The organism is Paraburkholderia largidicola, from assembly GCF_013426895.1.
In the GTDB taxonomy this organism is placed as follows: domain Bacteria; phylum Pseudomonadota; class Gammaproteobacteria; order Burkholderiales; family Burkholderiaceae; genus Paraburkholderia; species Paraburkholderia largidicola.
In genome coordinates this window covers 990,989-1,004,728 of sequence record NZ_AP023175.1, presented here as the reverse complement: position 1 = coordinate 1,004,728, position 13,740 = coordinate 990,989, and the positions used below count along the sequence as shown (strand labels likewise).

Below are 13,740 nucleotides of genomic sequence, written 5' to 3'. Positions count from 1 at the left end.
CGCGCCATGAAAGTTGTCGACCCGCACATTCACCTGTGGGATCTGGAGACGCATCATTACCCGTGGCTCGCCAATCCCGGCGTGTCGTTCGTGGGCGATGCGCGCGTGCTCAAGCATGACTACCTGATCGCCGATCTGCTGAAAGACGCGGGCGACATCGAATTGCTCAAGTGCGTGCACGTCGAGGCGAATCACGATCCGAAAGATCCCGTCGAAGAGACGCGCTGGCTGCAATCGGTGGCGGATGCTGCGGGCTCCCGCTCGATGCCGAATGGAATCGTCGCCGCAGTCGATCTCGCTGCCGATAACGCCGCCGAAGTGCTCGAAGCGCATGCAGCATTCGCCAACACGCGCGGCGTGCGGCAAATCCTCAACGTGCATCACGACAAGCTGTATGACTACGTCGGCCGCCACTTCATGCGCGAGGCGGCGTGGCGCGAGAACGTCCGCTTGTTGCGCAGGCACGGCATGTCGTTCGACATGCAGCTCTATCCGTCGCAGATGGAAGACGCCGCCGAACTCGCGAACGCACATCGCGATACACAGTTCATCGTCAATCACACGGGCATGTTCGTCGATCGCAACAGCGTCGCAGGATATCGCGCGTGGCGCGAAGGAATGAAGACGCTCGCGCAATGTCCGAACGTCGCCGTGAAGATCAGCGGTCTGGCGATGTTCGATCACAAGTGGACAACCGAAAGCCTGCGGCCTTACGTGCTCGAAACGATCGACACATTCGGCGTCGATCGCGCGATGTTCGCCTCGAACTTTCCGGTGGACAGGCAGTTCGGCTCGTATGGCGATTTGTGGCGCGCCTATGCGTCGATCGTCGGCGACGCGAGCGATGCGGAGAAAGACGCGCTCTTCGCGCGCAATGCCGAACGGCTGTATCGCATTTGAAGCATCAGATAACACGCAGTCGCAGCATCAAGGAGGAGAGCGTGCAACAACATACTCAGGATGTGCCGCGGCTGGAACTGCGGCATGCCAGCAAAACGTTCGGGCGCGTGCGCGCGCTACTGGACGGCGAACTGATGCTCTGGCCCGGCGAAGTGCATGCGCTGCTCGGCGAGAATGGCGCGGGCAAATCGACGCTCGTGAAGATACTTGCAGGCGTGCATCAGCCCGATACGGGCGAGCTTCGCATCGACGGCGTCGAGCGCCGTTTCGCGACACCCGCCGAAGCGCGCGACGCGGGTCTTGCCGTCATCTATCAGGAACCGACGCTGTTCTTCGATCTGTCGATTGCCGAGAACATCTTCATGGGACGGCAGCCCGTCGATCGCTTCGGCCGCATTCAGCATGACGCGATGCGCCGCGAAGTCGATGGGCTGCTGGCGTCGCTCGGCGTCGATCTGCGCGCGGATCGTCTCGTGCGGGGTCTGTCGATCGCCGATCAGCAGGTGATCGAGATTGCCAAGGCGCTGTCGCTGAACGCGAACGTGCTCATCATGGACGAGCCGACGGCGGCGCTGTCGCTGCCGGAAGTCGAGCGGCTGTTCACGATCGTGCGCAAGCTGCGCGAGCGTGACGTTGCGATCCTGTTCATCACACACCGGCTCGACGAAGTGTTTGCGTTGACGCAGCACGTCACGATCATGCGCGACGGCGCGAAGGTGTTCGATGCGCCGACCTCGGAGATGACGACGGAATCCGTGGTCGCGAAGATGGTCGGGCGCGATCTGGAAACGTTCTATCCGAAAGCCGATGTGAAGCCTGGCGACGTGCGTCTGTCGGTGCGCAACCTGACGCGGGTCGGCGTGTTCAAGGACGTGTCGTTCGACGTGCGCGCAGGCGAAATCGTCGCGCTCGCGGGTCTGGTCGGCGCGGGCCGCAGCGAAGTGGCGCGCGCGATTTTCGGCATCGATCCGATCGATTCGGGCGAAGTGCAGATCGCGGGCAAGCGTCTAAAGACGGGCAGTCCCGCCGCAGCCGTGCGTGCAGGCCTCGCGCTCGTGCCCGAAGATCGTCGCCAGCAAGGTCTGGCGCTGGAGTTGAGCATCGCGCGCAATGCGTCGATGACGGTGCTCGGACGCCTCGTGCGCCACGGCCTGATCTCGACGCGCAGCGAGACGCAACTCGCGACGCGTTGGGGTACGCGCCTCCGCCTGAAGGCCAGCGATCCCTCAGCGCCCGTCGGCACACTGTCGGGCGGCAACCAGCAGAAGGTAGTGCTCGGCAAATGGCTCGCGACAGGCCCGAAAGTCCTGATCATCGACGAGCCGACGCGCGGCATCGACGTCGGCGCGAAAGCCGAAGTGTACGGCGCGCTCTCCGAACTCGTGCAGGAAGGCATGGCCGTGCTGATGATTTCGAGCGAACTGCCCGAAGTGCTCGGCATGGCCGACCGCGTGCTCGTGATGCACGAAGGCCGCATCAGTGCAGAGATTTCACGCGCCGATGCGAGCGAAGAGCGCATCATGAGCGCGGCACTCGGGCAATCGGCGGCATTACTGGGGCGCGCAGCATGATCCGGCATTCGACTCATTCACACGCGGCGTCGATCGAACACACGCCGATGCAACGCACGCGCTCGGGACCCGGCGGTATCGTCGGGACGATCGCGAAGAGCCGCGAGACCACGCTCTTCGTCGTGCTGATTCTGCTGATACTCGGTACGTCGCTCGCGCGGCCGCAGTTTCTGAATCTGCAGAATCTGCGCGACGTGCTGCTCAACGTGTCGATCGTCAGCTTGCTGACGGCGGGCATGACGGTCGTCATCCTGATGCGGCACATCGATCTGTCGATTGGCTCGACGGTCGGCATCAGCGCGTATGCCGTCGGCAGTCTGTATGTGGCGTTTCCGCATATGCCCGTGCTGGTCGCGCTGGTGGCGGGCGTCGCGATCGGGCTCGTCGCGGGCGGCATCAATGCGCTGCTGATCGCGGTAGGGCGCGTACCGTCGCTGGTGGCGACACTATCGACGCTCTACATTTTCCGAGGTGCCGATTACGCGTGGGTCCACGGCGGCCAGATCAACGCGACGAGCCTGCCCGAAGCGTACTCGCGTCTAGCGACGGGCACCGTGCTCGGCATTCCGACGCTCGCGCTGATCGCCGCCGCCGTGCTGCTCGCGCTGTCGTTCTATCTGAAGCATTTCCGCGCGGGCCGCGAGCATTACGCGATCGGCTCGAACCCGGAAGCGGCGCGTCTTGCTGGCGTCAACGTCGAACGGCGCGTGATGTCGGGCTTCCTGCTGTCAGGCGCGATAGCGGGCTTTGCGGGCGCGTTGTGGCTGGCGCGCTTCGGCACCGTCGACGCGAGCACCGCGAAAGGCATCGAACTGCAGGTGGTGGCGGCGGCCGTGGTCGGCAGTGTCGCGATCACGGGCGGTGTCGGCACGATACTCGGCGCGACGCTCGGCGCGCTCGTGCTCGGCGTCATCAGCATCGCGCTCGTCGTGCTGCACGTGTCGCCGTTCTGGGAGCAGGCTATCGAAGGCGCGCTGATCGTCGCGGCGATTGCCGCCGATACGCTGCTGGCCCGCTCCGTCGCCAAACGCATGATGAGGAAACGCGATCATGGCTAAACCCGATTCCGCGCTGCTCACGCGCAAGCGCGAAACGCCGCTGCGCTGGGAAACCTTGCTGGTCGTCGTACTGATACTTTCGCTCGGGTTGGGGCGCGTGCTGTCGCCCGTGTTCCTGACGGGCGCGAATCTCAGCAACGTACTCGCCGACCTCACCGAGATCGCGTTGATGGCGTTGCCGATGACGCTGATCATCGTCGCGGCGGAAATCGACCTCTCCGTAGCGTCGGTGCTCGGCGCGTCGAGCGCGCTGATGGGTGTTCTGTGGCACATGGGTTTGCCGATGCCCGTCGTGATCGTGCTCGTGTTGCTGTTCGGCGTGATCGCGGGGCTGTTCAACGGGCTCGTGATCGTGAAGCTGAATCTGCCATCGCTCGCCGTCACGATCGGCACGCTCGCGCTGTTTCGCGGGCTGTCCTACGTGCTGCTCGGCGATCAGGCCGTCGCGGATTTTCCGGCGGGCTACACGGCGTTCGGCATGGACACGCTGTTCGGCACGTTCATTCCGCTGCCGTTCGTGATCGTCATCGTTTGCGCGGTGTTGTTCACCGTGCTGTTGCAGGCGACGGCGTTCGGCCGCAGCCTCTATGCGATCGGCGCGAACTCGACGGCAGCCGCGTTCTCCGGCATCGAGGTCGCGAAAGTGCGGATGCGTCTCTTCATGCTGTCGGGCTTCATGAGCGCGCTGGCGGGCATCGTCTACACGCTGCGCTTCACGAGCGCGCGTGGCGACAATGGCGAAGGCTTCGAGCTGTCGGTGATCGCGGCTGTGCTGTTCGGCGGTGTGAGCATTTTCGGCGGACGCGGGTCGATGGTCGGCGTGCTGCTGTCGCTGCTCATCATCGGCGTGCTGAAGAATGCGCTCACGCTCGACGATGTTTCGAGCGAGACGCTGACCATCGTGACGGGCGCGCTGCTGCTCGCATCGGTGCTGATTCCGAATCTGGTCGCGCGCTGGCGTGCGATGCGCGACCGCAAGCTGATCGCCGCTCAGACGTTGACAAAGCCGAGTGCTTCGTAAGTCGTCAACACCTGCCGTACGTGATGCCGTTTAATTCAACCGGACACCAAAAGTCCGATCCACCACCAGGAGACAACAGATGAACAAACCACTGCGTCACGCGGGAGCGATGATGCTCTGCGCGGCCATGCTGGGCGTGAGCGTTGCCGCGTCGGCGGCCGGCATCAAGCCGGACCTGAAGATCGCGTTCGTGCCCAAGCAGATCAACAACCCATACGAGGTCATCGCCGACGACGGCGGCATGGCCGCGATCAAGGAGTTCAAGGGGCAGGGCAAGGTGGTGGGTCCGTCGGATGCGGGCGCATCGTCGCAGGTGTCGTACATCAACACGCTGACGACGCAGCGTCAGGATGCCATTGTCATCGCGGCGAACGACGCGAATGCGCTCGTGCCGTATCTGAAGAAAGCGATGTCGCAAGGCATCAAGGTCGTGACGTTCGACTCCGACACGGCGCCCGATGGCCGTCAGCTGTTCGTGAATCAGGCCAACGCGGAGAGTATCGGGCGCGGGCAGATCCAGCTCGTGTCGAAGCTGATGGGCGGCGAGGGCGAGTTCGCGATCCTGTCGGCCACCCCGAACGCGACGAACCAGAACACGTGGATCAAGTGGATGCAGGAAGAGCTGAAGAAGCCCGAGTATTCGAAGTTGAAGCTCGTGAAGATCGCGTACGGCAACGACGATGACCAGAAGTCGTTCGTCGAGACGCAAGGGCTTTTGCAGGCGTATCCGAACCTGAAGGCGATCGTGGCACCCACTTCGGTTGGCATTGCGGCGGCGGCGCGCTATATCTCGACCTCGTCGAGCAAGGGCAAGGTCGCAGTGACGGGTCTCGGCACGCCTAACCAGATGCGCGCGTTCGTGAAGAACGGCACCGTGAAAGCGTTCCAGTTGTGGGACCCGGGTCAGTTGGGCTATCTCGCGGCGTATGCGGCAGCAAGTCTTGCGTCGGGCGCGATCACGGGCAAGGAAGGCGAATCGTTCGACGCGGGCAAACTCGGCAAGCGCACGATCGGCGCGCAAGGCGAAATCATTCTTGGACCGCCGACGACTTTCGACGCGAGCAATATCGATAACTTCAACTTCTGACACATCCTGCATCTGCTGAGAAAACAGGGCCGCGCGCATCATGCGGGCGGCCCTTTCTTTTTTTCATTACACGCGGTTCTCCTGCGCACGGCGATGTTGGCCTCAGATCAGCCCGTTCTCCTGCGCATATTTGACCAGGTCGGCGTTCGTCTGGAGACCGAGCTTTTTCATGGCAGCGCTCTTTTGGGTCGCAACGGTCGAGATGGACCGGTTGACCCGTTGTGCGATCTGCGTCAACGCTACGCCCGCAGCGAAGTACCGTATCACGTCCAGTTCTTTCTTCGTCAGCGTGTGTGCGCCGCCTTGCGAGACGGCATGGCTGCAACGTAGCCGCAGGCGAGAACGGATTCTTTCCGAAAAGAATGGTCGCTGATGATTTACCACTTGCAGAATCGCCGATTGAAACTCCGCGATCCCTTCACACTTGTCCACAATGCCGGCGACGCCCGACCGGGATAGCCTCAGCAGCACGTCGTCATTGTTGAGCATCGTGAACACGATGACCGGCACGGATGGATGCCTTTTACACAAACTCGCGACCAGATTGAGCCCGTCGGTTTCGCTGCGCGTGCTCTGCATCGACAGGTCCGTGACAATCAGATCCCAGCTTCCCTCGGTGAGTCGGTCGAGCAGTTCCTGGCCGGAGTGTGCATTCGCGCCCACAGCGAAACCCGGCAGGTTTTCGATCGCGTTGACGACTGCTTGTCGAATGACGGGATGGTCGTCGGCGATGGCAACCCTGAACTCGCGATTGTTGTTCATGTTCTGAAGCAAAGCGGTCTCGGATACAAAGCGGCTGCGATGAAGAGGCGTGGGGCGAGGAGCCGCAATTGTCGAAGTGAGTAGCCTCTCAGGTCGGACGATTCTATCCTGCGATTCGGCTACGGATCAAATCTTCTAAGAGAATGAAATGTGAGCAAGTTGCAAATTGGAACGATTCTTCAATGTATTCGCGTAGTCCTACGAAATATCGAAGAAATCTGATTACCGAATTGAGGATCGGTATGGATAATCTGGTCCTCGTATCGGGTATCAACCAGTGTCCTGGAAAGAAAGTCGAAATCGAAAATGGCAGTGCCGACCAGATTAACTTTGTGCTTTGCGATGCTCGGTCTGGCCGTGGGTATGACGAGTACAAACGTGAGCGCGAGAGCGAATCGGCTTGCTGCCACATGTTCGTCATCCAGAGAGGTTCGGGATATCAGAGTGAAGACCGCATGCAGATCCGCTGCATTTCATTGCCAGCATTGCCTGCGCAGTTGCAGCAGATATCGGTGGCGCCATTCGGTGATGCATGTCGTGCGAACAAAACATCACGCGCATCGCGCTTCGGCCACCCGGATCCGGCCGGCGGTCAGTGCAGTGACGCAAATCGTCGAACCTGCGAGCGGCGTCGCGTCATTCGAGTACTTTCGAGCAATAAACCCGGACAGTTGGTCCGCGACGGATGGTGCACCGGTCGTCGTGAGAGCGAGAGCATATTCGGTCGAACAGAACATTGCATCGAACGTCGCGATTGCGGACCAGACAGATGGCGCGGCCAGGCTGATGTTAATGAGCGCGGCAGCACCGCCGCCGGTGTCGATAACCGGATGGTATGCATCGCCGCGTGAAAGTGAAGACGTTGCAATCGTGAAGTACTGACAGAGTGTTCCGGGCGGTTTTGTAGGAATGCGTTGACTTTGTCTCATCTTTGGAAGGAGGTGGCGGTGCAGAAAATCGAGCGTAATGAATTGGCGCAGGTGAAACTGGCTGGCGGTTACAGCGTTTCCAGCAGTTCGAGCAGCTTCAGTTCGAGTTCCAGCTCGAACACGATCACAGTCGTGATCGTTTCGGGCAATCGTTCATCTGGTGGAGGCGGAAACGGCCGCCCTCCGGTGCCGTGAACTGGCGTCGCCGTTAGCGATGCCGGATGCCGGAGTGAAATACCGAGGCGTGATGCAAGCTTGAAGTGGTGACGGGATCGACCCGTCAGTTGTGCAGTAAGGCAGTTCCTTTATAACCCTACGAGGAAAATGAAATGCAGAAAGTAGAGCGCAGTGTTCTGGAAAAGGCGACGTTGGCTGGCGGCTGCTGCAAGTCGAGCGCTACGAGCACCAGCACGAGCACCAGTTCGAGCACCAACACGATCACGGTCGTCGTCAAGCGCTGATCGCGGCCAGTGTTCGCCGACGGGACGCTGTGGTGAGCTGGCGTTGCGGTGGCGGATAGTAGCGGCGTGATGTCAGACGAACCCCACGCGCCAGCGTGGGGTTTTGCGCTTCGCGACGCAAGTGGTCGTCTATCTGCATGTCCGTGTGCATTCGAGTGCGCCTGCGCCAAAGGCAGTAACGAACTGCCGAAACTCAAAACAATAAAGCTATGAATCTGGTGTCGTGGCGGCAGGAATGGTCGCGTGCGCGAGGTGTGCTTGGCCGCGCAGTGCGGCGCGCGCGGCTTGCCGCGCTGCGTGTCGTGGCGTCTCGTGTTCCCCTTGCCGCGCTGGAGCCGATTGCCGTTGGATCCGCATTGCTGGGAGCGTCGGTCGACGTGAACCGCCGCGCACTTGCGCGCGAACGGGCCGATTTCGCACGCGAAGTAATGAACATCGCCCCACCGCGCTGCAGCCGCCTGCTCGCCGCGGGCGCGCTGGAGAAATTGATCGACCAGCGCTTGCACTTCGGACGCCAACGCCGGTTCGATGAGGCCTGGCCCGATCTTCAGCGTATTGCCGGCGAGCTTGCGCAAACCATCGCGCAGCTCAGGCGCGAGTCGCCGGGCAGTCCGTTCATCGTGTCGCCGTTTCACTTCGTATCGCAGTACGCAAACATCTATGTGATCGACGATTTACGCGCGAAGCTTGGACTCGCGAGGATCGGCGTGGTCTCTGGCGTGCCGCGCGACATCTACGGCAGTGACGATGCGATGATTCCCAGCCTCGATGTGCTGTACACCTACGATCAGGACAACCGCTCCGGCCTCGGCTTGCAGGTGGCGCGCTCGCTCAGGCGCAACGGCGTGGTCGTCATCTTCGCCGACGTGCCGCCGTTCACGCTGCATCGCTATCCAATGGAAACGGTCGGCGTGTCGATGTTCGGCCGCGCTGCGCGGATTCACAACGGCGTGTTTCGCATGGGCGGGCCGCTGGGTGCGATCCTCCTGCCGTTCTATCTGCGCTTCGAGCACGGCCGGTTCGCTGGCACTTTGCTCGAGCCCATACGGCTCGGCGAGCCCGATGCGTCGCTGCGCGTTGCGCGCGAAATCGAGCAGGCGCTCATAGGCAACTTCGAGCGCTCGCTCGTCGCAGGTCATCCCTCGCTGTATGCGTTTGCGCCCGCCAAATAAGAACGCAGCGCGCCATCTCCGGCGCGAGCATGACTCATAGGGCAGATCAAAATGGAACCAACCAGCCTTCCGCAGTTCAAGGATGTGCCGTGGCGATGGATCGCGTACGGCGCCTCTGGCATCGTCGTGGTGGCCGTTGCCTTCGGTTTCCTGCATGAGGTCGAGTTGAAGCAGGACGTGCAGTGCGAGATTGTTTCGCCGTCCGATGTCAAGGTGCAGGGACTGAGCGGACTCGTGTCGTCCGTCTATGTGCATGCCGGCGAACGCGTCACGCCGGGCATGCCGCTTTTTCGCGTGCAGCGTGACCTGTCGCTGGCAAGCGATGGCCGTCAGCGCGCAGCGTTCGACGAGCAGATGCGTGATGAGCAGATCCGTGCCACTGACGCGCAGTATCAGCAGCGCAAGGCGCAACTCGAGGCGCAACTCGGCGCATCGAACGCGACGATCGGCAACCGCCGCGCTGAAGTCGTGGCGCTCGACGAACAGATCGCGCAAAGCCGGCAACTCGTCGGCGAGGCCGAGCACAAACTGAACCGGCTGCAATCCGTATCCGATTACGTGACGGCCGACCGGATAGAACAGGCGAGCGCCGATACGCATCAGATGAAAATTTCGGTCGCGCAAGGCGTCGCGCGGCGGCAGCAACTCAATGGCGAGATTGCGACGCTGCACAGCACGCAAGGCAATCTGACGGCGCAATTGAAGGAAAACGACGCGCGTCATGCTCGGGACATTCAGGACATCCGGATGCGCTTTGAGCAGTCGCGTCAGGATTCGACGATTTCCGCGCCGAAGCCGGGCGTCGTCATGTTTTCGAGCCTTGTGCCGGGCCGCTCGCTCGAGCCCGCCGATGTCGCGCTCGTGATCTCCACCGAAGACAAAAGCGCGTTACGTGCCGCGCTGCGTATTCCATCGCGCCGGCGTGGCTTTGTGCAGATGGGGCAGATCGTACGTCTTAAGTTCGACGCGTTTCCGTACGTGAAATTCGGCACATATGAAGCGCGTATCGATGCGATCTCGCAAACGACGGTGCAATCGCCCATGTCGCTGCCACCCGTGACGCCGACCTCGCCAAAGGACACAGGCGATGGCGACTTCATGGCATGGGCCACATTGCGCGGTCGGACATTCGATTACGGTAATCAGCACTTCGACATCCTGCCCGGCATGCGCGCGACGGCGAGCATCGTGGTCGAACGCCGGACGATTGCCGAGTGGGTGCTCGAACCGCTGTTTCGCACGATAAGAGGCTGATCCCGATGCGCGTCATCTACCAGAACGAGGTCGCGGAATGCGGCTATGCCTGCCTTGCCATGGTGCTCACGCATCTGGGCCGCGCAACCGGGGTACGGGAGTTGTCCACCTATCGGCCTATCTCCGCGAACGGTCTTTCCGTGATGGACCTGTACGACATGGCCACCGAGTTTGGATTGGCGGTGCAGGCCTATCGCTTCGGAATCGAAGACGTACCGACTATCCGGCACGGCTCGATCCTGCATTTCGGCGGCGCGCATTTCGTGGTGTTCGAAAAATGCGGGCGCGGCTACGTGCAGATTCTCGATCCCGCAACCGGGCGGCGGCGCATTTCGATGGACACCTTCGCGTCAGCGGTATCGGGCTTTCTTCTGGAGTGCTCGCCGACACCCGGGATGCCGCGCATTCGCGCAAAGTTCCAGGTGCCGAAAGCGCTCGCACGCGTGCGGGCGCTGAACGCGGACTTGCGGCGTCATCTCGCCAAAGTCATGTTCGTCATGGTCGGCAGTCAGTTCGCGATTCTCGCTGCGCCTTACCTCGGCAATCTGACGCTCGACTACGTCGTCGCAGCGGACAACGTCAATCTGCTGAACGTGCTCGTGTTGACGTTCACGGGCATTTTCGCAGTCGGCGCGCTGAGCCAGTATGTCGAGGCGCGGCTCCTCGAATTGCTGCACCAGCGCGTGAGGGTGACCGCGACGGAAGGGCTGCTGGGGCATTTGCTGCGCAATCCCATTTCATGGTTCGAGAAGCGGCATGTCGGCGATGTGTTTGCGCGCGTCAAGGCGCATGACGAAATCAGCCTGCAGGCGACGCGCACATTCACGCAGATGTGTGTCGATACGACGGTCGGTTTGCTGGCGCTCGCGCTCATGTTGATCCAGAGCCGGATGCTCACGGCCGTGGCTCTCGGGATGTTCGCCATCTATCTGTCGATTGCGGTCGGCATGTTCGCGAGCATGCGCGACAACCACGCGCTCGTGCTGGAGACCTCGGCGCGTTGCGACGACGCCCTGATAGAAACCATTCGCGCTGCTTCGCTGATCAAGCTCGCGCAGGGCGAAACGCGGCGCACGGCAATCTTCCTGACGAAATATCGCGAGTACGTGGCGGCGTTGCTGATGGGCAACCGTCTGACGAGCGCGCGCGATGCCTTCCTGAAGGCCGTGCAATATGCGGACACTATCGCGGTCACGTGGGTGGCGGCGCGGCTGATGCTCGGCGGAAAGATTTCGGTTGGCGTGTTTTATTCGTTTCTGATCTACAAGTCGCTGATGTCGGACCGTTTCGCACATACCGTCAACGGCGTGTTCTCATATTTCATGCTGAGCGTGCCTGTTGCTCGCGTGGATGACATCGTCGAATGCGAGGGCGAACGCTATACGCCTGCTGCCGACACCCAGCGCGCGACGGAAGTCCGTACGTTCGAGCGTATCGACATTCGCGACGTCACGTTCAGCTACGGCGTGTCGGATCAGCCGGTGCTGAACAATGCCAGCATTGCCATTCGCGCAGGCGACAAGATTGCGATCACGGGCCCATCGGGAGCGGGCAAATCGACGCTTTTCAAGTTGATTTCGGCAGCCGAGCCGCTTCAGCATGGACACATGTCGCTGAACGGCATCGCATGGCCGAACCTCACCGTCGACGAGATCCGTCGACATGCCGCGCATATGCGGCAAGGCGATCTGATCCTGCATGGTTCGATCGCGGACAACGTGTCGCTGTTTTCGGCAAGCGTCGATGAAACCCGCCTGCAAGCGGTGCTCGAAGACGTGGGTCTATGGAACGATGTGATGCATCTGCCGATGCGCACCCGCACGATCATCAGCGACACCATCGCCAACATCTCGGCAGGCCAGCGGCAGCGTTTATTGCTTGCCCGTGCGCTTTATCAGGGCCGTAGCCTGCTGTTGCTCGACGAGCCCACGTCGAATCTCGATCCCGTTTCCGTCAGGCGCATCGGCGAACTGCTGCAACGACTCAATTGCACGGTCGTCGTCATCACGCATGACATGTCGCTCGCGTCGACGTTCGAGCATCGTTACCGGCTCGTCGATGGCGCGCTGGTGCGCGAGTCGTACAGTCCCGATCACTCCGCTGCAGCCGAGCCGTCACATGCGTAGATTCAGAGCTTGTCTCGTTTCGGCGGCGCTAGGCGTGACGAGCATCGGCGCGCATGCTGCCGATCTCGTGACCGTCGTTCAGCAATCGCTCGGCTACGACGCCGATCTTGCGCAGGCGCGCGCCGCGTATGAAGCGGCGAAAGAGGCCGTGCCACAGGCGCGCGCGGGATTGTTGCCGCAAGTGTCGGGCGGCTGGGGGCGTAGCTACAACAGCATCGCGACGCAAGGCTTCCCGAGGACGTCGTACTGGCAGAACGGCTGGACGGTCTCGCTGACACAGCCGTTGTTCGACTGGACTAAATTGTCGGCCTACCGTCAGGCGGACTTCGTTGAAGCGCGCGGCGCCGTCGATGTCGACCTTGCTCAGCAAAGCGTGCTATTGCGCGGGGTGCGCGCGTATTTCGACGAGCTCGCGGCGGAGGACGAGATCAGGCGGGCGGCCGGCTACGCTGCCGCTGTCGATGCGCATATGCAGATCCTGCAGCGCAATCGCGCGGCGGGCGAGGCGACCATCGTCGATCTGCGCGAGGCCATGACGACCCGTGAGCAAGTCGCGCTGCAACAGACCGACGCGCAAAGCGCGTTGCAGGCGAAGCGCCGCGCGCTCGAACAGATGACAGGCGTGCCGTTCGACGCGCTTGCTGGACTTCCCGACGCGCTCGCGTTGCCGCGCCTCGTGCCGGAAGATAGCGACGCCTGGGCGACACAGGCGAAGGAGACTGGCTACGCTGTGCAGCAACGAAAACTCGATTGGGAGATTGCGAAGCTCGACGTCAGCAAGGCCGAAGGCGCGCACTATCCCACTGTTTATGCGACGGGCAGTTACACGCCTGCGGGCGCCGCATCCGGCTACGCGCGGCCGACCACGACCGCGACGGGCATGCTCTCCATCTCGATTCCGCTGTTTGCGGGTGGCGCGATGCAGTCGAAGGTGCGTGAAACGCAGGCGCTGCAGGACAAGGCCCGCGATGCGCTAGCGGCGGCAGCGCGTGCCGCTTATGCGTCGGCGCGCGACAACTACGCGCGCTATCAACAGGGGCGAGCGCGGGTGGAAATGCTGACGCATCTGCTCGTGTCGTGTCGCGAGACGCTGGCGGCAACGCGCGTGGGTTACAAGGTCGGCACGCGTACGAGCACCGACGTGTTGCGCGCCATCGACATGCTCTACGCCACGCAACGCGACCTGTCGGCCGCGCGATACGACGCTCTCGTCGCGTTGATCCAGCTGAAGGCGGACGCGTCGATGCTGAGCCTCTCGGATGTCGTGCAAATCAACGCGGTACTGCATTGAAAAATGCACGGATTTGAAGCGCAATGAGCGGCTCTCGTAAAGAACTGTCAAGAATGCAGAAGGCAGCAGAAAGCGCGTCAACGCTTCATCGGCCTGCGCGTTTAGAGC

General features: G+C 61.9%; 13 protein-coding genes. 12 read left to right on the top strand and 1 reads right to left on the bottom strand.

What is annotated here, in order from left to right; genetic code table 11:
* Positions 1–6 precede the first annotated feature (6 nt).
* The 5 genes from PPGU16_RS21095 (at position 7) to rhaS (ending at position 5,637) form a co-directional block, all read left to right on the top strand.
* Entirely contained in the window at positions 7–900 is an 894-nt protein-coding gene (locus tag PPGU16_RS21095; RefSeq protein WP_180724701.1) for an amidohydrolase family protein, read from the top strand.
* A 41-nt stretch (positions 901–941) separates the two neighbouring features.
* Positions 942–2,471 carry a sugar ABC transporter ATP-binding protein gene (locus tag PPGU16_RS21090; protein ID WP_180724700.1) on the top strand — a complete coding sequence of 510 codons (1,530 nt, stop codon included), beginning with the start codon at positions 942–944 and terminating at the stop codon, positions 2,469–2,471.
* Positions 2,468–3,529, top strand: coding sequence for an ABC transporter permease (locus tag PPGU16_RS21085; protein WP_180724699.1), 1,062 nt, complete (start codon positions 2,468–2,470; stop codon positions 3,527–3,529). Before PPGU16_RS21090 ends, PPGU16_RS21085 begins: the two co-directional genes overlap by 4 nt.
* Positions 3,522–4,550 (top strand): ABC transporter permease, encoded by a 1,029-nt coding sequence (locus PPGU16_RS21080; RefSeq protein ID WP_114222464.1) that lies wholly within the window; start codon positions 3,522–3,524, stop codon positions 4,548–4,550. The genes PPGU16_RS21085 and PPGU16_RS21080 overlap by 8 nt, the downstream gene beginning before the upstream one ends.
* 79 nt (positions 4,551–4,629) lie before the next feature.
* Positions 4,630–5,637 carry a rhamnose ABC transporter substrate-binding protein gene (rhaS, locus tag PPGU16_RS21075; RefSeq protein ID WP_007749456.1) on the top strand — a complete coding sequence of 336 codons (1,008 nt, stop codon included), beginning with the start codon at positions 4,630–4,632 and terminating at the stop codon, positions 5,635–5,637.
* A 102-nt stretch (positions 5,638–5,739) separates the two neighbouring features.
* Here rhaS and PPGU16_RS21070 read toward each other — a convergent pair whose 3' ends face one another.
* Complete coding sequence (locus PPGU16_RS21070) at positions 5,740–6,399, bottom strand: response regulator transcription factor (protein ID WP_180724698.1); 660 nt, start codon at positions 6,397–6,399, stop codon at positions 5,740–5,742.
* A 242-nt stretch (positions 6,400–6,641) separates the two neighbouring features.
* Here PPGU16_RS21070 and PPGU16_RS21065 point away from each other — a divergent pair, with 242 nt between their 5' ends.
* The 7 genes from PPGU16_RS21065 to PPGU16_RS21040 all read left to right on the top strand — a co-directional run bounded on the left by PPGU16_RS21065 (position 6,642) and on the right by PPGU16_RS21040 (position 13,632).
* The gene (locus tag PPGU16_RS21065; RefSeq protein WP_180724697.1) at positions 6,642–7,250 is read left to right on the top strand and encodes a hypothetical protein; all 609 of its coding nucleotides are present in this window, start codon (positions 6,642–6,644) and stop codon (positions 7,248–7,250) included.
* A gap of 96 nt (positions 7,251–7,346) precedes the next feature.
* A complete protein-coding gene (locus PPGU16_RS21060) occupies positions 7,347–7,523 on the top strand; it encodes a hypothetical protein (RefSeq protein WP_180724696.1) in 177 nt (58 codons plus the stop codon).
* Between the two features lie 134 nt (positions 7,524–7,657).
* Positions 7,658–7,789, top strand: a complete 132-nt coding sequence (locus tag PPGU16_RS43095; RefSeq protein ID WP_274599990.1) for a hypothetical protein — start codon at positions 7,658–7,660, stop codon at positions 7,787–7,789.
* A 209-nt stretch (positions 7,790–7,998) separates the two neighbouring features.
* Positions 7,999–8,961: a lysophospholipid acyltransferase family protein gene (locus PPGU16_RS21055; protein ID WP_243460651.1), complete on the top strand. Its 963-nt coding sequence runs from the start codon at positions 7,999–8,001 to the stop codon at positions 8,959–8,961.
* Between the two features lie 51 nt (positions 8,962–9,012).
* Complete coding sequence (locus tag PPGU16_RS21050; protein ID WP_180724695.1) at positions 9,013–10,215, top strand: HlyD family secretion protein; 1,203 nt, start codon at positions 9,013–9,015, stop codon at positions 10,213–10,215.
* Between the two features lie 5 nt (positions 10,216–10,220).
* On the top strand, positions 10,221–12,341 hold the full coding sequence (locus PPGU16_RS21045) for a peptidase domain-containing ABC transporter (protein ID WP_180724694.1): 2,121 nt from the start codon (positions 10,221–10,223) through the stop codon (positions 12,339–12,341).
* Positions 12,334–13,632: a TolC family outer membrane protein gene (locus tag PPGU16_RS21040; RefSeq protein ID WP_180724693.1), complete on the top strand. Its 1,299-nt coding sequence runs from the start codon at positions 12,334–12,336 to the stop codon at positions 13,630–13,632. The genes PPGU16_RS21045 and PPGU16_RS21040 overlap by 8 nt, the downstream gene beginning before the upstream one ends.
* Positions 13,633–13,740: the final 108 nt, after the last annotated feature.